The sequence below is a fragment of the Bacillus sp. G16 genome (genome assembly GCF_021282335.1).
GTDB classification, from domain to species: Bacteria; Bacillota; Bacilli; order Bacillales; family Bacillaceae; genus Bacillus; species Bacillus inaquosorum.
This window is the reverse complement of sequence record NZ_JAJSOZ010000007.1, coordinates 12740-35315: the sequence shown is the minus strand read 5'-3', so window position 1 is coordinate 35315 and position 22576 is coordinate 12740. Positions and strand designations below refer to the sequence as shown.

Genomic DNA, 22576 nt, shown 5'->3' with positions numbered 1-22576 from the left:
TTTTTCGGACTTGCTGTTCTGTTCCTCGCCTATTATAATATGTCTTAATTTTCTTACAATAGGGGTGATGGGGTTTTGCATTCTTTGATTTCTTCTGATGATGTTTGGGTATTATGGGGGTTTATTGCGGTGTGGGCGGCAGTGAGCATCGGGCTGGAGCAGCGCTTTAAGTGGGCGTCCGCTGTGTCTGGCGCTATTATCGCGCTGGCAGGCGCAATGGTGTTTACAAATATAGGGGTGCTTCCTGTTGAATCGCCTGTATACGATACCGTATGGTCTTATGTGGTGCCGCTGGCGATACCCCTTTTGCTGTTTCAGATCAATGTGCGGCAGATTTTTAAGGAAAGCAGGCGTTTGCTGTTTATTTTTCTGATTAGCTCCGCTGGAACTGTGCTTGGCAGCACCCTTGCTTTTTTTCTTCTCAAACAGCATATTCCTTATTTAGATAAAATCGGCGGGATGATCAGCGCCTCTTATATCGGCGGCGGGATCAATTTTGCGGCGATGGCGGCAAAATTTGAGACACCGGGGGAATATGTGTCGGCTACCGTTGTGGCTGATAATTTTATGATGACGCTTTTGTTTTTTATATTAATCAGCATTCCTGCACTTAAATGGTTTCAGCGGCACTATGCCATGCCGTTTGAAGAGAAAGTGAAAGCCGATGGAAACAGCAGAAACAGTGCAGAAAGCTATTGGAAACGGAAGGACATTTCCTTAAAGGATATCGCTTTTAATGCTGGCGCTGCTTTTGCGCTTGTTGCGGTTAGTGTGAAGATTTCCGGCTATTTTAAAAACATTTTTTCTCATCCTCTTTTGACCGGAACGCTTGGCGATCAATACCTGATGCTTACGTCTTTAACGGTTCTTATCATTTTTCTTTTCCCGCGTTTTTTTGAAAGGCTCAATGGATCTCAGGAGCTTGGAACCTTTTTGATTTATTTATTTTTTGTGGTGATCGGCATTCCTGCAGATCTGCGCTTAATCGTCACCAATGCGCCTCTTATTCTCTTATTTGTCTTTATCATTGCGATCAGCAATTTAGCGGTTTCCTTAGCCGTCGGAAAATTGTTCCGCGTGCGGCTTGAAGAAATTCTGCTCGCCGTCAACGCTACTGTCGGAGGGCCCACGACCGCGGCTGCGATGGCAATTGCCAAGGGATGGCGGGAGCTTGTCGCCCCGATCATGCTTGTCGGTACGCTTGGCTACTTAATTGGTAACTATGTCGGCACCTTTATGGGAAATTGGTTTTCTTCCTTTTTATAAAAAGGATATTTGCAGTTTCCTGAGAATAATGTAAGAGGAATGCCGACATGAGAACGGAGAGATCAATGTATGTTAAAAGGAAATACCATTTATGTAAGACCTTTAGAAGTAAAGGATGCGGAAGAAAATCTGCGGCTGCAAAGCGAAAACCAAGATTTTTTCGAACAGTTTTCCATGATTCGCGCAGACGATTATTATACGATTGAGGGGCAAAGAAAACGAATAACCGAGTACCAGCAAAGACTGGAGAAAGATGAAGAATATTTTTTTGGCATTTTTACAGTCTCGGACGATACATTAATCGGGACGGTTTCGCTCTTTCAAATCATCCGCGGGGCGCTGCAAACTGCGTTCATCGGGTATTTTTTAGACAAATCCCATAATGGAAAGGGACTCATGACAGAGGCGGTCAGATTGATTGTTGATTATGCGTTCCACGAATTGAAACTGCATCGCATTGAAGCCGGTGTGATGCCCCGCAACCTCGGGTCCATGCGCGTATTGGAAAAAGCCGGATTTCATAAAGAGGGCATTGCCCGAAAAAATGTAAAAATCAATGGCGTTTGGGAGGATCATCAAGTTCTCGCGATTCTGAATCCTGATGATGAATAACAAAAGAAGCCGGGCTATCGCCGGCTTCTTTTTTAACGGATCGCCACTGGCGCAATTTTTTTCAGCGCTTGTTTGAAATCACGTTCTAAATCATCTGCATGTTCGACACCCACACTAAGACGGAGAAGGCCGTCTGTGATGCCTCGTTTTTCACGTTCTTCCTTAGGCATTGCCGCGTGAGACATCGTAGCCGGATAGGACAAAATCGATTCCACTGCACCAAGGCTGACAGCGAAGACCGGAAGTGATACATTCTCTACTAATTTCTTAACGGCCTCTTTGCTTTCAAGCTCAAAAGATAGCACGGCGCCCGCTCCCGTTGACTGGCTCTTATGGGTTTCAGCACCCGGATGATCAGACAGTCCCGGATAATACACGCGTTTCACCGCCGGATGCTCCTGGAAAAATTCTGCAAGCCGCTGCGCTGTTTGGCTCGCTTTTTCTAAACGGACCTGCAATGTTTTTAATCCGCGCAGCACGAGCCAGCAATCTTGCACGCCAAGGACGGCGCCGAACGAGTTTTGCAGCTTATACAGCTGCTTCCCAAGCTCTTCATCCTTGACAGCAGCCAGGCCTGACAGCACATCGCTGTGTCCGCTCAGAAATTTTGTTGCACTGTGAAGCACAATATCCACGCCGAGATCGAGCGGACGCTGCAGTGCCGGTGTCATGAATGTATTGTCCAGAAAGGTCAGACAGCCGTTTTCTTTGGCAAGCTGAACTACCGCTTTAATATCAGTGATCCCAAGTGTCGGATTTGACGGTGTCTCCATATAAATAACTTTTGTGTTCGGCTTAATATTCCGCGCTACTTCGTTTGTATCCGTCATGTCGACAAATGTATGCTCAATGCCAAACCGAGTCAGCACCTCTGTCACCATGCGGAAGGTTCCGCCGTATACATCTTCTGTCACAAGAACGTGATCGCCCTGTGACAGAAGTAAAAATGCTGTTGAAATCGCAGCCATGCCTGAACTGAAAGCAAATCCTCTCGTTCCGCCTTCCAGTGCGGCAATTGTTTCTTCAAGAGCCGTTCTGGTCGGCGTGCCTGAGCGGCTGTAATCATATGCGCCAAACTCTTCAAATGAAGATTGGTGAAAGGTCGATGCGTGCTGAATCGGTACACTGACCGCCCCTGTTGCGCCGTCTGTTTTAAATGGATTGTGCACGAGCTGGGTTTCCAGCGTCCAATTGTGATTACTCAAATGAAACAGCTCCCTCTTTGACCTGACATAACGCCTGTTTTAGGTCCTCTTTTAAATCTTCCGCATGTTCAATTCCGACCGAAAAACGCAGCAAACGATTGCAGACCCCGTTTGCGATGCGGATCTCTTCAGGAATATCCATGTGCGTCTGTGTGGCAGGGTATGTAATAAAGCTCTCCACCCCGCCGAGGCTTTCTGCAAAACAAATGGTCTTCAGCGCTTTTAAAAATGGGTTGACCCACTCTTCTTTTTGAAGACGGAAGGACAGCATGCCACCTTTTCCGGGATACAGTACATCGGCAATTTCATCCTGCTCTTCTAAAAACGCCGCAAGCTCCTGCGCGTTTGCCTGATGCTGGCGCATTCTGAGGCTCAGCGTCTTCATTCCTCTCATCAGAAGCCACGAATCGAACGGAGGCAAGACGGCGCCGATCGCATTTTGGTGTTGAAACATCTCCTCACCAAGCTGCTCATCCTTTACAACGACAAGTCCCGCAAGCAAGTCGTTATGCCCGCCTAAATACTTGGTTGCGCTGTGAATCACAATGTCAGCTCCCAGCTCAAGCGGACGCTGCAAGACCGGTGTGTAAAATGTATTATCAACGATCAGCAGAAGACCGTGCTCTTTTGTAATTCGGGCGACCCTTTCAATGTCCGCCTCCTGCATGAGCGGATTTGTCGGTGTTTCCACAAACACTGCTTTTGTATTTGGCGTAATCTTAGAGCGTAAACAGTCCTCATCGATGAAATCATCATAATGAAAGATCAATCCGTATTTTTTCCATTCATTTTCAAACAGACGGTACGTGCCGCCATATAGGTCCGATGAAACGATCAGTTCATCTCCGCTTTTAAACAGCGCCATAATCGTTTGGATGGCTGCCATTCCCGAACTGAAGGCAAGCCCTCTCGCTCCGTTTTCTAAGCTGGCGATCGCGTCCTCAACAAGCTGGCGTGTCGGATTTTTCGTGCGGACATAATCAAATCCGGTTGATTCTCCGATCCCTCTGTGGCGGTATGCTGTTGATAAATAAATAGGAGGACTCACTGTTCCCGTTACTTCGTCGCTTCGGTTACCGATTTGAGCTAATTTCGTTTCAACGTGCTGTGACATATAGCTGACACCTTCCCTTTTCATAATAAAAAACCCCTTCTTCATAAGAAGAAGGGGTTTAACGCTTCTTCTTATCTTCCAAGCATAAAAAACGCTTGCTGGATTTAGCACCTTGGCGTTTTGCGTATGCAAAACAAGCCGGTTGCTGAGGTTTCTAAGGGCCAGTCCCTCCACCTCTCACGATAAGAAATATCGATTTCAATTTTCTGATTGTTTTATATTAGCGCAATTTGCAGTTTATTTCAACATTTTTTTCTTCGAGTTCCGAACTGTTTAAAGAGAGAAATTTCTAATAATTCATGGTACAATAATGGAAAACAGCAAGAAAGTCTAGTGATGTCCTGGAGGAATGTATTATGGCACCGAAAAACGGCACAGTGCAAGAAAAGAAATTCTTTTCAAAAGAGCTTAACGAAGAAATGACATTGCTCGTTTATCTGCCGTCCAACTACTCCCCTCTTTATAAATACCATGTCATTATCGCGCAGGACGGCCACGATTATTTCAGGCTGGGGAGAATCGGCAGACAGGTCGAGGAATTGCTGTCCAAACGGGAAATAGACCGGAGCATTATTATCGGTGTTCCTTATAAGGATGTAAAAGAGCGCAGAAAAACCTATCATCCGGAAGGTTCCAAATTTTCGGGGTATAAACGGTTTATCGCCCATGAGCTCGTTCCGTTTGCGGATGACGAGTATCCAACCTATCAGGTCGGCTACGGACGCACGCTGATAGGCGATTCGCTCGGGGCTACCATATCTCTTATGACAGCGCTTGATTATCCGAATATGTTCGGAAACATCATCATGCAGTCTCCTTATGTTGACAAACATGTATTGGAAGCTGTGAAACAGTCAGACGATATCAAACACCTTTCTATTTATCATCAAATCGGCACAAAAGAAACTGACGTCCACACAACAGACGGAAACATTCTGGACTTTACAGAACCGAATCAGGAGCTGAAACAGCTGCTGGAGAAGAAGCTTTCCGATTATTATTTTGAGCCATTTGACGGAGATCACAAATGGACATACTGGCAGCCGCTCATCACGCCGGCGCTAAAAAAAATGCTTTGATACTCCATCATACTTTATTTCCAGGAGGGACATAATATGAAATACGGAATCGTTTTATTTCCATCAAAAAAACTCCAAGACCTTGCGAACTCTTACAGAAAGCGCTATGACCCGAGCTATTCCCTGATCCCACCCCATTTGACATTGAGAGCATCGTTTGAATGTGCGGAGGAGAAAGCGGATCAGCTTGTATCACATCTGAGAAACATCGCGAAGGAGTCCCATCCGGTCGTTCTCAAAATGACAAAATACAGCTCATTTGCGCCTGTTAATAATGTCATTTACATCAAAGCAGAGCCGACGGAAGAATTAAAAACACTCAATGAAAAGTTATACACCGGTGTGTTGGCTGGTGAACAGGAATACAATTTCGTTCCGCATGTGACAGTCGGGCAAAATCTTTCCGACGACGAGCATTCGGATGTGCTGGGACAATTAAAAATGCAGGAAGTGTCACATGAAGAAATCGTTGACCGCTTCCACTTGCTTTATCAGCTGGAAAACGGATCATGGACAGTGTATGAAACCTTCTTGCTAGGCGGAGGAGAATAATCGACTTGGAAGCAGTTATTGCAAAAAATGAAGAACAAATGAAAGATGCATTTTATGTAAGAGAAGAAGTCTTTGTCAAAGAACAAAACGTGCCTGCTGAAGAAGAAATTGACGAACTAGAAAATGAGTCGGAGCATATCGTCGTGTATGACGGTAAAAAGCCTGTCGGCGCCGGAAGATGGCGTATGAAGGACGGCTACGGCAAGTTAGAGCGGATTTGTGTATTAAAAAGCCACCGTTCAGCCGGTGTCGGCGGCATCATTATGAAAGCGCTCGAAAAAGCGGCCGCAGACGGCGGCGCTTCCGGTTTCATTTTAAACGCACAAACACAGGCTGTGCCGTTTTACAAGAAACATGGGTATCGTGTGCTTTCTGAAAAAGAATTCCTCGATGCCGGCATTCCCCACTTGCAAATGATTAAGGACTAAACAGCATCCGGGTCTATTGAGATCCGGATTTTTTCCACATATAAAAAACCGTTCTCTGGATGTGAACGGTTTTTTATACATATCGGTTAATGTACGTGCCCATTCCTTTTTCTCGAAATCTCTTATAAAGAGAGCGCTTACGTTTTGTCTCGTTTACCTTTCTTTCAGCAGCCGTTTGATTCTCCTGCTGCTTTTCCAGTTCTTTGTATACCCGCTGAAACGGGACATAGCTGATTTTTTCGGTTCCGGCATAATCCTGCTTATGTCCAATCGTTCTATTTGCATATTGAGCGTATTGCTGGTTCTGAATTTGACCTGCATATATCATGCGATATCCACCCTTCTGCTGTCTTTTTTCCCTTAAACTTACTTTTTGAAACACGTTTCTTTTGATATGATATTCTTTGTCTGTAATGAACACCTTTTTTGATTGGGAGGACCCCTTTTTGAAATGCGCCCGACTGAATGATCGAACCATACATTTACATACATATTCTAGAGAACATTATCAATTCCTTTTTGAAGAAGGAATAAAAGGACATTTATTTTGTTCTTATTGCGGAAAGCCCGTTTTGTTAAGGCTTAACATCACCGATCCGCCGGAGTTTATTCACCGCCAGCCAGGCCATTTTCCGGCATGTGAGGAGGCATGCGAAACGAAACCCGCTAAAGAGGAGAAAAAGGAAGACTATCAGGAATCCGGTGTCTTTCGTTTGCCCAAGGGAAAAGCGATCGTTGCTGACTCGTCTCCGGCTGTCACGGAATGGCAGCGGCCGAGAAGCATTAAACCCGGAACACCATTTATACAAAAAACAATAGAACCTGATACAAGCCTTTTTCCGTCTGTCGGCTTGAACACAGATCAGCTGAAAGCTGTCACGGAAACCGAAGGCCCGCTGCTTGTGCTTGCAGGTGCGGGAAGCGGAAAAACACGCGTGCTGACAGCGCGCGCCGCCCACATGATCGAACACTTAGGCATACCGCCGGAACACATGCTGCTTGTCACCTTCACGACAAAAGCTGTCGCCGAAATGAAAGATCGTATGGCGAAGCAGTACGGATTACAGCCTGCAAAAGTCAGAAGACTTGTCACCGGAACATTCCACAGCTTGTTTTATAAGATTTTGTATCACTATGATTCTGCTAAATGGAACGGCGACCATCTGCTGAAAATGGAGTGGCAGCGGGAACAATATGTCAAAAAAGCACTCTATGAAGAAGGTATAGATGAGAAAGAGTTCCCCGTTGATCAGGCCCTGCAGCAGATCGGTTTCTGGAAAAACACTTATGTGCCGAATGAACGCATTCCTTTACAGGATGAGTGGGAAAAACAAGTCTACCGATTATATGAACATTATGAGCGCCAGAAAAAAGAACACAATCAATTTGATTTTGATGATATGGCTTCCGCCTGCTATGAATTGTTTATCGATCGGCCGGACCTTCTGGAACAATATCAATCTCGGTTTACGTATATCTTAATTGACGAGTTTCAGGACATTAACCCGGTTCAATATAAAATCATGCAAATGCTGGCCAGCCCGGAGCAAAACCTGTGCTGTGTCGGGGACGATGACCAGTCCATCTACGCGTTTCGCGGAAGCAATCCGTCTTTTATTCTTGATTTTCAAAAGGATTATCCCGGAGCGAAGACGATCTATTTAACCGCGAACTACAGATCCACGCACCCGATCGTCTCAAGTGCTGATATCGTCGTGAAAAAGAACAAAAACAGGTATGCCAAAACGCTTGAAGCGGCCCGTGATGACATCCAGGCTCCTGTGCTGTTTTATCCTTATGACGAAGAGGAAGAAGCCACAATGGTCGTTTCCGATATCAAAGAAAAAATTCAAAACGGGGCAAACCCTGAAGACTTTGCAGTTCTCTACCGCACAAACAGCGGAGGCCGCGCCATTTACGAAAGGCTTCATCATTCGTCAATTCCTTATACAGCTGACCGCGGCGTCCAATCGTTTTACAGCAGACGGATTGTCCGCCAGATTCTCGCTTACTTGTACGCCAGCCAAAACGAGGATGATACTGAGGCGATTAAGCACTTGCTGCCCGCCTTGTTCTTAAAACAGTCCGCATTGAACACGCTGAAGGCACTCTCGATTACCGAGGACTGCTCCATGATTAAAGCGCTGGCTAAACTTCCTGATCTGAAGCCTTTCCAGCTGAATAAAATCAAGAAGATCGTGCCGTTTTTCGCAAGCCTCCGCACGATGAAGCCGGTGGAAGCGATCACCTTTGCAGAAGGAAAAATGGGCTTCTCCGAGTATTTAAAAAAACGGGGCAATGAGGGCAACAAGCTGGAAAAAGGCTCCGATGACCTGCGCGACATCAAGGTCGTCGCCAAGAAGTTCAAAACGATACCTGACTTTCTCGCCCACGTGGACCATATGAGGGCCGCTGAGAAAAACAAAATGGATGAAAATGGCGTTCAGCTGATGACCATTCACCGGTCAAAAGGCCTTGAGTTCAAAACCGTCTACGTCTTAGGCACGGTAGACGGCTCGATTCCGCACGATTTCTCATTAGAAACAGCGAGAAAAGGAGATGAAGCTCCTTTGGAGGAAGAAAGACGCCTGTTATATGTAGCGATGACACGTGCCAAACAGCATTTATATTTGTCTTGTCCCGCAAACAGGCGCGGCAAAACGGCCCACCGTTCAAGATTTTTGTATCCTCTCTTACAGCAAAGACAGCCCTTGCATAACTAACAGCCCGGCAGTGTTCTGCCGGGTCTTTTCTATAAAGTAAAAAAAGGCCCGCTGCATTGAGTCAGCCAGGCCCTCTGCTTATTTATTGTCCATCATTTTCGAAATCGTACCAAAATCAAGCTTTTCTTTTCCGCTTGTAATGGAATGAACAATCTTATCTTCTAATTCTTTCGGCACGCGTCTGTTTGCCAGCTGCGCTACGCGCTTAATGACGCTGCGCACTGTGTTTTCGTCTTTAAAATTGGCGTTTTGAAGGGAGCCGGCAAGATTCATGACATCCTGCATATTGACACCTGTTTTCTTTTCGACGTTCTTAAAAAATTGATTATCCATAATACGCCTCCTTTTGGCGGAGTGATACGGTATTGTATGAACACCCATTGTTCAATGTGCTTTTTCCAAAAATAAAAAATGAACACAAGGCAAGGAAGTACGGGACATCACCCGTACTTCCCTCAATAAACCTTAGAAGTTATAAAAAGATGCACCCACGATGATTAGGAGAATGAACAATACGACTAAAAGAACAAATGTTGAACCATAGCCGCCGCCGTAACCGCCAGCATAACCGCCATAACAGCCGCCGCCGTAGCCTCCTCCGAATCCGTATCCAAAGCCCATAGATAAGCACCTCCTTTACTCTCTATACACTATGTGAGCCGTTTTATTCGGCTTGGATAAACGCATAGGGCGATTGCGGATTTATGATTGTTCGTACTGAGCCTGGCGCTTTTTGAGTAAGGCTTCGGTTTTTTCAGCCAGCTCTTCAATCTCCTCTTCAAACGCCCTACCGGATTCATCAAATGCATCCAAGTCTTTTCTGATACTGCTCAAGATGTCTTCATGCTCTTTTTGCTTTTGTTCGTGAGGTTCATATCTTCCTTCTATCCATTTTTCAAACTCATTCACTGGTATCCATCCCCCCACTCATAATATATGCTGAGCAAGGCGCTCCGTTAAAAAAACAAAAAACCGGAGGTCTCCGGTTTCTTTGCCAGGCTATTGAGGCTTTTTCTTTTTATTTCCGCACCCGCAGCCTTTCTTTTTGATCTTTTTAGTTTGATATGATGAATCTGTATATGGAGTTTTTTGGGAAGGTTTATTGAATTGATTCACTTTGATCCCTTCCTTTCCTTATGTCATATATGCTACTTTATGCTGATGCTAGTGAAAAGTTGCTGGTGGGAATGACTCATTCTTGCAGCCATTTTGATACGAGCGTTTCTATAATGCCGGCAAGACCGGCGATCGCCAGCAGTAAAATCAGCCACTGTGCTGCCTCTGGAATGAAAGCCTGACACAATATCAAAAAGCCGGCGCACCACACACCTGTGCACCAGTAGCAGCTCAGCAATTCACCAATAAACGCCCTGACACCTGTTCCCTTAATGACGATATACGTTTCAATGTTCCCGTCTGCATCCTTTTCCTCCTTCTCTTCATGAAACAGGCTGCGAAGCGGTGCCATAATCGTGTCAAACACCAGCAGGCGGGCGAGCCGAAAGACCGCAAGCGAAAGAAGAGCAATTGTCATTCCATTAATAACCACTTGTTCACTCCTTTGCCAATCATGATCCCTTCACATATATGCCAAAACCCTATTCTTGATGAATTGTATCTTGTCCGGCGGAAAATTGGTTATTTTTATTATTCCGCTCTGCACCCCATTTGCATTATATAGAGTATGGATAAGAAAGGAGTGAAGGTTATGTCATTTGAAGAAAAAGTTGAATCCCTGCATCCTGATATATTTGAGCAATTATCAAGCGAATTCGAGCAGCAGATCGAAGTGATTGATTGCGAAAATATCACAATAGATACATCACATATAACATCTGCCCTTTCTATACAAGCCTTGGTCACAACATTGATTATCCTGGTGACACAGCTCGTCATCGCCGACGAGGACTTGGCTGACACAGTAGCAAGCGAAATACTCATTCTCGATAACTCCCAAATCAAAAAAAGAACAATCATTAAAATTATCAACAGCCGAAATATCAAGATCACTTTGTCTGCCGACGAAATAATAACCTTTGTACAAATTTTGCTTCAGGTGCTAAACAGCATTCTCCTTGAACTTGACGTCCTTTAACCCTTTCTTTTCACAAACTTAAAAGCCGAGGTGAAAACAAATGTCAGATAACGATAAAATCAAAGAAGAGCTTGCAAAGCTTCCGGAAGTTGATCCGATGACGAAAATGCTGGTTCAAAATATATTTCTTAAACACGGCGTCACCAAAGACAAAATGAAAAAACTATCAGATGAAGAAAAGGAAATGCTCTTGAATATGGTTAAAGACTTGCAGGCTAAATCAGCGGAAATAGTTGAAAAACAAAAGAAGAACAAAGAAGAATCGGGGCAAGAGCAAAAGAACGCAAAACCGCTAAGCCGCAGAGAGCAATTAATTGAACAGCTCAGACAAAGACGGCAAAACAATAACAATTCAAGCCAATCATAAAAAATAGGGTTCTTCATCAGGATATATGCCTCAGTCAAAGTAAGAGGCTCGCTCATTTAATAACAGTAAAAGAAAAGGAGGAATAGATATGGAAAGCAGACCATATTCTTGGGTTGCACTTGATCCTGACTGTGACCATCCGTTAGATGACAAAGAGAAAGATAAAGAAAAACACGAAAGAAAATGTCATTGCGATGTTTGCTGTAATGGCAATGGGTTTTTTGGCAACGACAACGCCTTCATCGACCAAGATCTAGCTCAAGCAAATCTCAACAAGCAAGTCTCCGATGAGACAATTATTATCAGAGATTCTTGTGACATTAACGTTACATCTACTGACGTTCAAGCCGTAACATCAGTTGTAACAGCACTTAATGCTGCTGTAGTTACAGCTACTCTCACATCCATTGCAGACGGAGTAATTGCCGAATTAGTCGCACAAGATTTATTGCAGCTTACAGCCAACAAGCAAGTAAACCGCCAAAAACTTCTCATCGAATGCTCCCGCGGCGTAAACGTCTCAACAGTAGATGCCGATATCGCAACACTTGTCTCTACAGCAACAAACACTCTTGTAGCCCTACTAGTTATCACTCTCATCCTCTAGAACCTTAAAGCAGAGCTAAAACGCTCTGCTTTTTCTTATTTTCCAAGCATATGATGAATATATAGACGTTCACCCACACCAAGTGGGGCACGGGTACATATGTTGTTAAGGACTAAAGTCAAATACCCTATAAAGAAGGAGCTGAAATCAATGAGCTGCGGAAAAACCCATGGCCGGCATGAGAACTGTGTATGCGATGCAGTGGAAAAGATTTTAGCAGAGCAGGAGGCAGTTGAAGAACAGTGTCCGACTGGCTGCTATACCAACCTTTTAAACCCTACGATTGCTGGAAAAGACACAATTCCGTTTCTCGTTTTTGATAAAAAAGGCGGATTGTTCTCCACATTCGGAAACGTGGGGGGATTTGTGGATGATATGCAATGCTTTGAATCCATTTTCTTCCGCGTCGAAAAATTATGCGATTGCTGTGCAACACTTTCTATTTTACGCCCGGTCGATGTCAAAGGCGATACCTTAAGTGTTTGCCACCCTTGCGACCCGGATTTCTTCGGGCTAGAAAAAACAGATTTCTGCATTGAAGTAGATCTCGGATGCTTCTGCGCGATTCAATGCCTGTCACCAGAGTTAGTTGACAGAACATCGCCTCATAAAGATAAAAAGCATCATCACAATGGATAAACACTTGTAAAGAGGAATCCCCTTCCAAACTCTATTACAGGTGCAAATCATTCAGCTGCTTCCAGCGTGAGGCAGCTGACTCTCCATCATTTCGCCAGTCTCAAATTTATAAGGCAGGAGGGATAATATGAGCCAGAAAACATCAAGCTGCGTGCGTGAAGCTGTAGAAAATATTGAAGAACTGCAAAACGCTGTTGAAGAGGACTGCCCGACCGGCTGCCACTCTAAGCTTTTATCTGTAAGCCATTCGTTAGGCGACACAGTGCCTTTTGCAATATTTACATCAAAATCAACGCCATTAGTCGCCTTCGGAAATGTCGGCGAACTCGATAACGGCCCTTGCTTTAATACTGTATTTTTCAGGGTCGAAAGAGTGCATGGAAGCTGCGCAACACTGTCATTATTAATCGCATTTGACGAACACAAACACATTTTGGACTTCACCGATAAAGATACGGTGTGTGAAGTCTTCCGACTTGAAAAAACGAACTACTGTATTGAAGTGGACTTAGACTGCTTCTGCGCAATCAACTGCTTAAATCCTCGATTAATCAATCGCACGCACCATCATCATTAATGATAATGCTGAAAAGCTTGCAGGCCTGCAGGCTTTTCTCTATGTAAAAAAGCTGTCCGGGAACATCTGCCGGGCAGCTTTTTTCATTTCATTAAAAACCAAGCGGGTGCAGAGAGGTAATATCATCGATTGCCAGCTCCGTCGGGGCTCCGTTGCCAGTTGTTCGAAGCAGAACGGAATCATTTCTTCTTCCGACAATCACACCCCTGTACGTTCTTCCATTGGCTTCAATTAAACAAAGCGCTCTCGGCATGTTATGCGGCAGCTTTGTTAAAAAATCAATTTTTTCATGAATAGACATCTTGCTCATCGGTTTTTTCACTTTTCTTGCCGGCGGTGCTTTTTCCTCCGCTTTAGCCGCACTATGGACAGCTTCCGGTTCTTTTTCAGGCTTCCGAGCCTCAAGTGCAGGCTCTTCCTTTTTTTCTGCTTTCGGGGGCTCTTGTTCAACGGTTTCTTCAACGGCCTGCGGCTCTGCTTTTTGTTCCTGCTGATTCTTTATGTGCTCTGGCTCTCTTACCTCTTGTGTTTGCTGACTCACTGGTTCAGCTGCAGGCTTTTGTTCTGCTTGCTGGACATCCTTTGCCACAGCTTCCTCCTGCTGTTTCTCATCGTAAACCGGCTTTTCCTCTGCTTTTGGCGGAGCGGGTTTGTTGGCCTTTTTTTTGATGACAATCTCCTGCATGGATGACCTTGTTGTTTCTGCATAATCCGGCTGAACAATATACATGAGCGGTTTTTTATCCGCGTTTCTTTTCTTATTAGACATCTTCATCCCTCCGATTGTGTCATATTCTATCTATATGACAGAAAGCTGAAAATCAGAAGAAATAAAAAAGCAATCCCTGTTCCGGGATTGCTTGGCATAGATCCTGCTTAGCGGGCAGTGATATGGAAACCTGAATCAACGTGAAGATTTTCACCTGTAATGCCTCGGGACATATCGCTGAATAAGAACGCAGCTGTATCGCCCACTTCTTCAGGTGTTGTCGTGCGGCGAAGCGGCGCACGCTCTTCAATGTCTTTTAAGATGGAGTTGAAATCGCTGATGCCTTTAGCAGATAACGTTCTGATCGGGCCGGCAGAAATGCTGTTGACGCGGATATTTTCTTTTCCTAAGTCAGCAGCTAAGTATTTCACACTTGCATCAAGAGAAGCTTTCGCTACACCCATGACGTTGTAGTTCGGCATAACAAGCTCTCCGCCAAGGTAAGTCAAAGTGACAATGCTTCCGCCTTCAGTCATCATCGGACGGGCAGCTTTCACAACAGCTGTCAGAGAGTATGAGCTGATGTTATGAGCCAAAAGGAAGCCTTCACGATTTGTGTTTAAGTATTCGCCGACAAGCTCTTCTTTATTGGCAAACGCGATACAATGCGCGATACCGTGGATCACACCGACCTGCTCCTTAATGCTTGCGAAGCAAGTTTCGATTTCCGCGTCGTTTGTTACGTCGCAAGGAAGGATGATGGAATCGTTGCGTTCTAACGTTCCGGCAAGCTCGTGAACAGATTTCTCCAGGCGTTCTCCTGCGTATGTAAAAATCAAACGTGCTCCCGCTTCATGTAAAGAGCGCGCAATTCCCCATGCGATACTGCGTTTGTTGGCTACCCCCATCACAACAATGTTGCGGCCTTCAAGTGAAAAATTCATATGTATAAAGCCTCCTATATTTAATAAAGACATAGTATTAGTACCTGATCTTAATTCCTATCATATCATAACCTTGTCCAGATGAAAAGCGCATACCGTAGCAAACGCAAAAGAGATCACCATCAGCTGGTGATCTCATCGGCTTGTATTTAAGCTGTTTTGTTTAAAGGCGAAATGGTTTGTCGGCCCGTGGCCTGATCCGATCCCAAGCGTATTTTCCACCGCATCGCGGACAAAGTTGGCCGCTACCTCGAATGCCTGATGGATGCTGTCTCCTTTAGCGGTTTGGGCTGTTAAAGCCGCAGCAAAGGTGCATCCTGTGCCATGCGTATGCTTCGTATCAATATAGGGATGGCTGATTTGCATAAACATGTTCCCATCAAAAAGTAGATCAGTAATGTTATTGTCCTTAGGCTGGTGCCCGCCTTTGATAATCACATTCTGTGCACCCATCTTTACGAGCTGCTCCGCTGCTTTTTTTCGGTCATCCAGCGAGCGGATAGTCATTCCTGTCAGCGTTTCTGCTTCCGGAACATTCGGCGTAATCGCGTAGCTTCTTGGAATGAGCAGCTCCTTTAAGGTTGCAACTGATTCATCGCGCAGCAGGGATGCGCCGCCCTTTGCGATCATAACTGGATCAACAATCACACGGTTAAACTCATACTCGTCAATTTTTCTTGCCACTTCTTCAATCATTTCGGCATTCCAGAGCATTCCCGTTTTTACGGCGTCAGGTCTCAAATCCTCGGCAACAGCATCAATTTGCTGTCTCAGCGCCTCTACAGTCAGCGGATACACCCCATGCACACCAAGCGTATTTTGAGCGGTTACCGCCGTAATCGCAGACATACCGAAAACATCAAGCTCCTGAAAGGTTTTAATATCTGCCTGTATCCCTGCGCCGCCGCCTGAATCAGAGCCGGCGATTGTCAATGCTTTATATATACTCATTACACTACACTCCTTTTATTACCCGATCCATTTATGATAAATGGATTTTGCCCGGGCAATATCATTCGTTCCATGGATCAACGCTCTGCCGTCCTGGAACAGCACCATTTTCATATCATCCGAGCGGCAGGAAATTAAATACGGATTCGCGGCTACTTCAAGCCCGGCCTGTCTCAGCTGACCGGCAAGCACTTCAAGATCAGCTTCTTTTGTAAAGGATGATCTGATTTGCACCGTGTTCCTGCCGCACAATACAGCCGCTTTTGTTTGGTTTTCATATGACAAAAACGGAAAATCCTTTGCGCCGCAGCTTGGGCATGTGTCATGTTTGAGACCCGCTGCTCTCACCTCTGACCGCTCATTTTTCCACAAGTCAAAAGAGCGCAGCACCGGCTCGCATTCTTCTCCCGTCAGCAGCTTCAGCGCGTCTGTCACCTGAAAGACTGCTACCTGCAAAACAGCCGGACTGATGATGCCGGCTGTGTCACATGTCGCGCCGCCAATCGGAAGTGTATCGAGCAAGCAATGAAGGCAGGGGGTCGATCCCGGCACTACGGTAAAGGTCAGGCCGTAGCTTCCTACACAGGCACCGTAAAGAAAAGGAATCCCTTCTTTTACCGCAGCATCATTTACGATCAGGCGGGTTTCAAAATTATCGGCCGCATCCACAATGATCGAAGCGCCCTTAATCAGGTCGAAGATATTTTCCGCTGTCACATCCATGACAAGGCCCGTCACATCAACATCGCTGTTAGTCGAACGGAGACGCTGCTCAGCAGCGGCCGCTTTCGGCATTTCTTTTTTGACATCATCTTCTGTATACAGCTGCTGGCGCTGCAGGTTGCTCCATTCAACGTAATCTCTGTCGGCAATCTTCACAGAACCGACTCCCGCTCTGACCAGCATTTCTGCACTGGCTGTTCCAAGCGCGCCAGCGCCGATAATTACGGCGCGCGCTTCTTTCAATTTCTTCTGGCCGGCTGGGCCGATCGGAGCAAACAGCTCCTGCCTGGAGTACCTGTCCGTCATACAGGAAGACCTTCTCCCGGACTGCTTGCCGTTCCGTATTGCTTTAACGGAATGCGGCCCGCCTCATAAGACAGGCGTCCTGCTTCCACCGCGAGCTTCATGGCACGAGCCATTTTCACAGGATTATTCGCGCCTGATACAGCCGTATTGAGGAGTACGCCGTCCGCACCAAGTTCCATTGCGTATGCCGCATCTTTCGGCGATCCGATTCCGGCATCCACGATGACCGGCACTTTTGCCTGTTCAATAATAAATGACAGATTCAAAGGATTTAAGATTCCTTGGCCCGATCCGATCGGAGATGCACCCGGCATGATAGCATGAACACCAAGCTCTTCTAGTTTTCTTGCCAGCACAACATCATCTGACGTGTACGGGAGCACAATAAAGCCTTCTTCTAGAAGCTGTTCAGACGCTTTTAATGTCTCAACAGGATCAGGCAGCAAGGAACGGCTGCATCCGATGACTTCGACTTTAATCATGTCACAAAGACCTGACGCTTTTGCCAGCCTTGCAATCCGGACCGCTTCTTCAGCGGTACTGGCGCCTGCTGTATTCGGCAGAAGCGTATATTTGGATAAATCAAGCTGTTCCAGAAAATTAGGCTGAGACGCTTCAAAGATGTTCATTCTCCGCACAGCAAATGTTAAAATATCAGACTCGGAAACAGCCACCGCTTCCTTTTGGATTTCAAACGATGGGTATTTCCCCGTGCCCAGCAGCAACCTTGATTGAAATGATTTCCCGCCAATTGTTAACATGCTCATCCGCCTCCTACAAAATGGACAATTTCGATGACATCGCGATCACAAAGCTCTACCTCGTGATAATGTTCTTTGCCGATAATTTCTTTATTTCTTTCAACGATAACGATTTTATTTTCAAGCTGATAAGACGCCAGCAGGTCTTGAATTGTACCTGTGTCTTTTTCCCACTTCACGTCTTTACCGTTCAGCTGTAGCATCATATCTGAACCGCCTCCTTGCGATCAATTCGGAATGCGTGCAGCCAGTCTTGATTGACCTCTTTATTCATGATGAGATCACCAATCAAAGCGCCCGTTGCTGGAGCAAGCAGAATCCCATTTCTGAAATGGCCCGCCGCAAATAAAATACGGCTGTCCTCAGGGTGTCTGCCGATGTACGGTTTCCCATCCTTTGTTCCCGGCCGCAGTCCCGCCCAAAAACGATCCACCTTCATATTCTGAATAGCCGGCATCATCGTTTTTGCTTTTTTCATAACAGATTCCAGGCCGCCAAGATCCGGTGTTTCACTCCAGTCACCCGGCTTCATCGTCGCGCCGACAACCAGTCTGCCGCTTTTTCTCGGTACGATATAGCAATGGTCATGGTAAAGTGTTTTTGTCAGCGGTATATCATCATTCCAAACAGACAGGCATTCCCCTTTTACAGGAAAAAATGCATGATTCAGCCCGAGCTGTTTAAAAAACATTCCGCTCCACACCCCGCTGGCAACCGCGACATGATCCGCCCATACGTTACCACCCGGCGTCTCGATGGACAGAGCTTCACCATCACGTTCAACATGCAGAACAGGAGTATGTTCAAAAATCTCTGCACCAAGCGCTTTCGCTGCTTTCGCATATGCCTTGCAAACAAAATAAGGCTCAACATGCACATCATCCTGAATCAAGGATGCCCCGAAAATGTCACCAGACGTATACGGCTCTTTTTCTAACACCTCTTCTTTTGTATGCCAGCTGACTGAATCCAAGTCATCCATCTTCCTCAGCCGCAGCACGTCTTCTTCAGAAAACGCAAGCTTAAACATACCACCGTTATGCTGCCTGATATCAATACCGGATAATGTATAAAGCTCCTCACCAAGGCCTTTATACAGACGCTGGCTGTGCATGGCGAAGTCAAAAAACGCATCACGTTCCTCGCACTCAGCATGGGCGCCCAGCATCCCGGCAGCGGCACTTGTTGTTCTGCTGCCCATTGTTCCGCTTTCAAACAATGCGGTGCTTTTGTTTTCCTTTGCCAAATGATAAGCAATCGCGGAACCGATAATTCCGCCTCCAATGACAACTGCATCATAATGCCTTTTCATAGCGCATCTCCTTTAGCTTGCGGGAATATCGTCTGGCAGCTTCCAAAGGGTTAGCATCAGAAAAAATTCCCGACATGACAGCGATGCCGTCTGCTCCTGCTAGTTTTACGTCTCTTAATCTGTCTGGCGTCATACCGCCGATGGCAATAACCGGGATGGAAATCCGCTGTTTAATATCTGACAGCAAAGACACACCTCTGCCTTCAAGACCCTTTTTGCAATCTGTTTCAAACACATGGCCGAACAACACGTAGTCTGCGTCTTCCTTTTCTGCTTGAACCGCTTCCTCCAGTGAATGCACGGACCGTCCGATATGAAGGTGAGGAAATCTGGCTCTGACCTGCTTTGGTGAAAAGCTGCTGCTTGGCAGCTGCACGCGATGAATCGTAGAAAAAAGCGCAATATCCACCCGCCCGTTCATGACCAGTTTTCTCTTATCAACACCGCCTTCGGACATAAGCCCGAGCAGTTTCAAAATGTCGGCGGCCGATTTTGACCGTTCCCGAATGTGAATATAATCAACTTCATTCTGAATAGCTATAATTGCTCTTGCTAACTCTTCAACCGGCTTGCAGTCATCAGTTATGGCGTGAAGCTCCAAATTCCTCCACCTCTTTTATGCCGCGGTCGGACCAGCCTTCTTTTCGGTAGGCCATTCCCCAAAATTGATATTCATAGAAGCTGGAAATAACAAAATTCTCTTTCATTTTGGCACGCACTTCCTCCGTGCTGTTTTCCGCCAGCTCATCAAAGCGATTGATTTGCTCTTCAACCTGCTGTTTGAACCAGTCACCGCCGTATGTGCTGATCCACTTCTGATAAATCGGATGCCCCGGATCACATGTCAGCAATTTCTCGCCAACCTCGTAATACAGCCAGTAGCATGGCAGCAGGGCCGCTAATATCTCAGCAAAATTCCCGCTCAAAACCGAACGGTACATATGGGATGTATAAGAGTACGCCGTAGGGGACGGCTTAAACGCCTTACGCTCTTCTTCACTGATTTCTAACAGCTCCGCAAATTCGCGATGAAGCGCCATTTCCGCCTCATATGTACCTTGGGCGTGGCTTGCCATCCGTCCCGTTGTATAAAGGTCCTTCGCATAAGCGGCGCCGAACGATTGCACCTTCGCAAAATGCGTTAAATAATATGAATCCTGAAGCACGTAGTATTTAAAACGATCAATAGGAAGCGTTCCGTCACCGATTCCCTGAACGAACGGATGGACAAAGCTCCCCTCCCACCATTCTGCGGCTGCACTGCGGCATTCTTCTGAAAACTTCACACGTCATTCCCCCTGTCTGAAAAATAAAAAAACCACTTTCCCGCAAGGAAAAGTGGTTTGGAATTGGCATAGTAAAATAACACAAATACCGCTCCACTTCCCTACGCAGGTCTGAACCTGTTCAAGTTATGAGGGTCTAAAAGTCACACTTTTATCTCAGCCCTTATGAAGGACACCCCTAGTGGTTATACGAATACATATTGAATTGTTCTGCACCTCTATATTAACACGAATCCCTATTTGGTCAAGGTTTAACCTTCCAATGTTTTCTTAAGATCCGTTACGTACGCCCGAGATCCGGTGACAATTAAGCGGTCTCCCAGTTTCAGCCTTGTATCCCCATGAGGAACGATGCTGTCCACACCTCTGAAAATCCTGACAAAGATGACGTCGCCTGTTAAAGGGAATTCCCGCAAAATGACACCGTCGTATTTGCTGTTTTCCATATTAATTTGATACAGCGAAGACTCCTGGTTCGTGAGCAGCTTCATGACGCCAGGCGCTTCTATCAGCGCGCGAAGCAGCGTTTTTGTCGACAACAGAATAGAAAAGATGCTGATCCCCTGCTCCTTCAAAGCTGCTTCATTCTCGGGTGATCCGACGCTGGCAATGACTCTTTCTGTGCCTTTTTCTTTTGCAAGTAATGCAATGTCGGCATTCATGTCTTCATTCCCTGTCGCGACAACAAGAATATCCGCATCAAAAATACCGAGTGAGTCTAGGGTTTCAGGCTCATAATCAGAAATCGTTTCAACTGTAAACACTGATTCTGACAGCTTTTCCTCTGCATTCTCTTGGTAGACGTGCACAACACGCACGTCATACTCGTTCTCCGGCAATTCAAGTGTAACAGGCAGAGTCATTTGGTTGGCGCCGATAAACGCAATCGTCTTTTTCTCCTCCGGCTGCTCCTCCCGTTTGTACAATTTTTTAAAACAGATCGGCGTAAAAATACTGGCAATAACTGCTACTAAAATCAGCGCTCCTGACATATTTGCGCTGATCACGTGAAGCTGCTGGCCGATTGTCGCAGCGGCAATCACGAGCGAAAGGGTTGATGTCAGCAGGAAACCAGAAGCCAAAACTGTTCGATTATCATACCACTTCTTCAAGTACATGACAGGAATGATTTTGCTTATTAACAGCGCCAACAGCAGGAGCGGAATCATGATTAAAATGGTTCGATCTTGGAAAAGAGTCCAAATATCCAGCTTCACGCCGACCATCACAAAGAAAATCGGTATTAAGAACCCGTAACCGAATGAATCCAGTTGCTGAACAAGTTCTTTGTTTGGTGAAAGAAGGGAAACAAGAACCCCCGCTAAGAAAGCGCCGAGAATATTTTCTGCCCCAAGTGATTCAGACAGGGCAACGAGTACGATAATTAACGTAAAAATGGCACGCGTTCCGATCTGAATCGTCCCTTTTGACATGGTCTGAACAAAAGAGCGATGTTTAAAGACCCGGCCGAAAAAGTAAAGCACCACTCCGGCTGCGAACAGGATCATCAGGAGCCACATGTTTCCGCTGTCCTCTCCGTATAAAGAAGAAAAAACAGCAAGAAGAATCATCGTGGCCAAATCAGCAATAACAGCAACGAGCAAAATAATCTGTCCGATATTTGAATTCATGATCCGTTCTTCTTTCAACGTTGGAACGACAACGCCCAAAGAAATCGTTGAAATAATAAGCGTCATTAAAAAAGCATTTTGGATAAATCCTGCCAAGACGAACCCATAGGACAGCAGCAATGATAAAATAAAAATACCGGCAAAAATTATAGATGCCGCAGCAAACGTATTAGGCGCTTCCTTTCCGTTCGGCAGGAGCTGCTTTTTCTTTCCTTTCTCAAACGATGAAAAATCAATTTCAAGCCCGCTTAAAAACATTAAAAAGATAAATCCGAGCATAGAGAGCGTTTGGAGCCATGTATCACCCTCCACAACTAAATTAAGACCGCTTTTTCCAATAATCAGCCCCATAATGATTTCAGCAACAACAACCGGGATGCTGAGTTTAAATCGATGCAAAAGGATGGGTGTCAAAAATGCAACGATAAGTACAACAACTAAAGATGCGACAGATGTATGCGCCATAATCAGAACCTCCTTTTTAGATCAGGGTTATGCCAGTTCTCATTCAAAGAACAGAACCTCATTTTTAAAAAACATAACGCGATTTTAACAAGGGTCAAGACAAAAAATAAAGTAATAAGGTCTTAATCCTGTTTAGAAAATGATTCTTCTATAATTTGCACATAAAAGCTTGTGATGACTCACAGCACTTTGCTTCATAATAAATAAAACAATCGGCAAGGAGG

The 22576-nt window shown here is 45.6% G+C and carries 28 protein-coding genes and 2 riboswitches; of the genes, 11 read left to right on the top strand and 17 right to left on the bottom strand.

The window, feature by feature from the left end; all coding sequences use genetic code 11:
- Nucleotides 1-75 precede the first annotated feature (75 nt).
- On the top strand, nt 76-1266 hold the full coding sequence (locus tag LWH95_RS10530) for a DUF819 family protein (protein ID WP_232919519.1): 1191 nt from the start codon (nt 76-78) through the stop codon (nt 1264-1266).
- Nucleotides 1267-1335: 69 nt separating this feature from the next.
- Nucleotides 1336-1878 (top strand): GNAT family N-acetyltransferase, encoded by a 543-nt coding sequence (locus tag LWH95_RS10525; protein ID WP_232919517.1) that lies wholly within the window; start codon nt 1336-1338, stop codon nt 1876-1878.
- Nucleotides 1879-1910: 32 nt separating this feature from the next.
- On the opposite strand, the gene metC is transcribed toward LWH95_RS10525, so the two are convergent.
- Nucleotides 1911-3083, bottom strand: a complete 1173-nt coding sequence (gene metC / locus LWH95_RS10520) for a cystathionine beta-lyase (protein WP_232919516.1) — start codon at nt 3081-3083, stop codon at nt 1911-1913.
- Nucleotides 3076-4197: a cystathionine gamma-synthase/O-acetylhomoserine thiolyase gene (gene metI, locus LWH95_RS10515; RefSeq protein WP_232919651.1), complete on the bottom strand. Its 1122-nt coding sequence runs from the start codon at nt 4195-4197 to the stop codon at nt 3076-3078. The genes metC and metI overlap by 8 nt, the downstream gene beginning before the upstream one ends.
- Before the next feature lie 68 nt (nt 4198-4265).
- Nucleotides 4266-4386: riboswitch (SAM riboswitch) on the bottom strand.
- A gap of 167 nt (nt 4387-4553) precedes the next feature.
- Between metI and LWH95_RS10510 the strand changes: the two genes are divergently transcribed.
- The 3 genes from LWH95_RS10510 to LWH95_RS10500 are packed head-to-tail and all read left to right on the top strand — an operon-like array spanning nt 4554 to nt 6256.
- Nucleotides 4554-5276 carry an esterase family protein gene (locus tag LWH95_RS10510; protein WP_003239224.1) on the top strand — a complete coding sequence of 241 codons (723 nt, stop codon included), beginning with the start codon at nt 4554-4556 and terminating at the stop codon, nt 5274-5276.
- A 36-nt stretch (nt 5277-5312) separates the two neighbouring features.
- Nucleotides 5313-5828, top strand: coding sequence for a YjcG family protein (locus tag LWH95_RS10505; RefSeq protein WP_003239227.1), 516 nt, complete (start codon nt 5313-5315; stop codon nt 5826-5828).
- Nucleotides 5829-5833: 5 nt separating this feature from the next.
- Complete coding sequence (locus tag LWH95_RS10500) at nt 5834-6256, top strand: GNAT family N-acetyltransferase (RefSeq protein WP_232919515.1); 423 nt, start codon at nt 5834-5836, stop codon at nt 6254-6256.
- Between the two features lie 73 nt (nt 6257-6329).
- Here LWH95_RS10500 and LWH95_RS10495 read toward each other — a convergent pair whose 3' ends face one another.
- Nucleotides 6330-6584 carry a hypothetical protein gene (locus LWH95_RS10495; protein ID WP_100275155.1) on the bottom strand — a complete coding sequence of 85 codons (255 nt, stop codon included), beginning with the start codon at nt 6582-6584 and terminating at the stop codon, nt 6330-6332.
- Nucleotides 6585-6702: 118 nt separating this feature from the next.
- On the opposite strand from LWH95_RS10495, the gene LWH95_RS10490 reads away from it, so the two are divergent.
- Entirely contained in the window at nt 6703-8979 is a 2277-nt protein-coding gene (locus LWH95_RS10490; RefSeq protein WP_232919514.1) for an ATP-dependent helicase, read from the top strand.
- A 78-nt stretch (nt 8980-9057) separates the two neighbouring features.
- On the opposite strand, the gene spoVIF is transcribed toward LWH95_RS10490, so the two are convergent.
- The 4 genes from spoVIF to yjcA form a co-directional block, all read right to left on the bottom strand.
- Nucleotides 9058-9312 (bottom strand): sporulation-specific transcription regulator SopVIF, encoded by a 255-nt coding sequence (gene spoVIF / locus LWH95_RS10485; protein ID WP_003239233.1) that lies wholly within the window; start codon nt 9310-9312, stop codon nt 9058-9060.
- A gap of 132 nt (nt 9313-9444) precedes the next feature.
- Nucleotides 9445-9600 (bottom strand): sporulation protein YjcZ, encoded by a 156-nt coding sequence (yjcZ, locus tag LWH95_RS10480; protein WP_003239234.1) that lies wholly within the window; start codon nt 9598-9600, stop codon nt 9445-9447.
- Nucleotides 9601-9681: 81 nt separating this feature from the next.
- Nucleotides 9682-9888 carry a hypothetical protein gene (locus tag LWH95_RS10475; RefSeq protein ID WP_232919512.1) on the bottom strand — a complete coding sequence of 69 codons (207 nt, stop codon included), beginning with the start codon at nt 9886-9888 and terminating at the stop codon, nt 9682-9684.
- Nucleotides 9889-10171: 283 nt separating this feature from the next.
- Nucleotides 10172-10528: a sporulation protein YjcA gene (gene yjcA / locus LWH95_RS10470; protein ID WP_003239239.1), complete on the bottom strand. Its 357-nt coding sequence runs from the start codon at nt 10526-10528 to the stop codon at nt 10172-10174.
- 159 nt (nt 10529-10687) lie between these two features.
- On the opposite strand from yjcA, the gene cotV reads away from it, so the two are divergent.
- The 5 genes from cotV (at nt 10688) to cotZ (ending at nt 13264) form a co-directional block, all read left to right on the top strand.
- Nucleotides 10688-11074: a spore coat protein CotV gene (cotV, locus tag LWH95_RS10465; RefSeq protein WP_133487893.1), complete on the top strand. Its 387-nt coding sequence runs from the start codon at nt 10688-10690 to the stop codon at nt 11072-11074.
- A gap of 40 nt (nt 11075-11114) precedes the next feature.
- Nucleotides 11115-11441 carry a spore coat protein gene (locus tag LWH95_RS10460; protein WP_133487895.1) on the top strand — a complete coding sequence of 109 codons (327 nt, stop codon included), beginning with the start codon at nt 11115-11117 and terminating at the stop codon, nt 11439-11441.
- A gap of 88 nt (nt 11442-11529) precedes the next feature.
- The gene (gene cotX, locus LWH95_RS10455) at nt 11530-12048 is read left to right on the top strand and encodes a spore coat protein CotX (protein WP_232919511.1); all 519 of its coding nucleotides are present in this window, start codon (nt 11530-11532) and stop codon (nt 12046-12048) included.
- A 150-nt stretch (nt 12049-12198) separates the two neighbouring features.
- Nucleotides 12199-12687 carry a spore coat protein CotY gene (gene cotY / locus LWH95_RS10450; RefSeq protein WP_003239243.1) on the top strand — a complete coding sequence of 163 codons (489 nt, stop codon included), beginning with the start codon at nt 12199-12201 and terminating at the stop codon, nt 12685-12687.
- 127 nt (nt 12688-12814) lie between these two features.
- The gene (gene cotZ / locus LWH95_RS10445; protein ID WP_003239244.1) at nt 12815-13264 is read left to right on the top strand and encodes a spore coat protein CotZ; all 450 of its coding nucleotides are present in this window, start codon (nt 12815-12817) and stop codon (nt 13262-13264) included.
- A gap of 91 nt (nt 13265-13355) precedes the next feature.
- Here cotZ and cotO read toward each other — a convergent pair whose 3' ends face one another.
- From cotO to LWH95_RS10395, 10 genes are all read right to left on the bottom strand, one after another.
- Nucleotides 13356-14039 (bottom strand): spore coat protein CotO, encoded by a 684-nt coding sequence (gene cotO / locus LWH95_RS10440; protein WP_232919507.1) that lies wholly within the window; start codon nt 14037-14039, stop codon nt 13356-13358.
- 101 nt (nt 14040-14140) lie between these two features.
- Nucleotides 14141-14917, bottom strand: a complete 777-nt coding sequence (fabI, locus tag LWH95_RS10435; RefSeq protein WP_133487901.1) for an enoyl-ACP reductase FabI — start codon at nt 14915-14917, stop codon at nt 14141-14143.
- Nucleotides 14918-15052: 135 nt separating this feature from the next.
- Nucleotides 15053-15868 carry a bifunctional hydroxymethylpyrimidine kinase/phosphomethylpyrimidine kinase gene (gene thiD, locus LWH95_RS10430; RefSeq protein ID WP_232919506.1) on the bottom strand — a complete coding sequence of 272 codons (816 nt, stop codon included), beginning with the start codon at nt 15866-15868 and terminating at the stop codon, nt 15053-15055.
- 18 nt (nt 15869-15886) lie between these two features.
- On the bottom strand, nt 15887-16897 hold the full coding sequence (gene thiF, locus LWH95_RS10425; protein WP_232919502.1) for a thiazole biosynthesis adenylyltransferase ThiF: 1011 nt from the start codon (nt 16895-16897) through the stop codon (nt 15887-15889).
- Nucleotides 16894-17664, bottom strand: coding sequence for a thiazole synthase (gene thiG, locus LWH95_RS10420; RefSeq protein ID WP_232919495.1), 771 nt, complete (start codon nt 17662-17664; stop codon nt 16894-16896). The genes thiF and thiG overlap by 4 nt, the downstream gene beginning before the upstream one ends.
- Nucleotides 17661-17861 carry a sulfur carrier protein ThiS gene (gene thiS / locus LWH95_RS10415; RefSeq protein ID WP_072182824.1) on the bottom strand — a complete coding sequence of 67 codons (201 nt, stop codon included), beginning with the start codon at nt 17859-17861 and terminating at the stop codon, nt 17661-17663. Before thiS ends, thiG begins: the two co-directional genes overlap by 4 nt.
- Complete coding sequence (gene thiO / locus LWH95_RS10410) at nt 17861-18970, bottom strand: glycine oxidase ThiO (protein WP_232919492.1); 1110 nt, start codon at nt 18968-18970, stop codon at nt 17861-17863. Before thiO ends, thiS begins: the two co-directional genes overlap by 1 nt.
- Complete coding sequence (gene tenI, locus LWH95_RS10405; protein ID WP_232919490.1) at nt 18954-19571, bottom strand: thiazole tautomerase TenI; 618 nt, start codon at nt 19569-19571, stop codon at nt 18954-18956. The genes thiO and tenI overlap by 17 nt, the downstream gene beginning before the upstream one ends.
- Entirely contained in the window at nt 19549-20256 is a 708-nt protein-coding gene (gene tenA, locus LWH95_RS10400; protein WP_003239257.1) for a thiaminase II, read from the bottom strand. The genes tenI and tenA overlap by 23 nt, the downstream gene beginning before the upstream one ends.
- A gap of 81 nt (nt 20257-20337) precedes the next feature.
- Nucleotides 20338-20446, bottom strand: a riboswitch (TPP riboswitch).
- A 61-nt stretch (nt 20447-20507) separates the two neighbouring features.
- On the bottom strand, nt 20508-22352 hold the full coding sequence (locus tag LWH95_RS10395; RefSeq protein ID WP_003239258.1) for a monovalent cation:proton antiporter family protein: 1845 nt from the start codon (nt 22350-22352) through the stop codon (nt 20508-20510).
- Nucleotides 22353-22576: the final 224 nt, after the last annotated feature.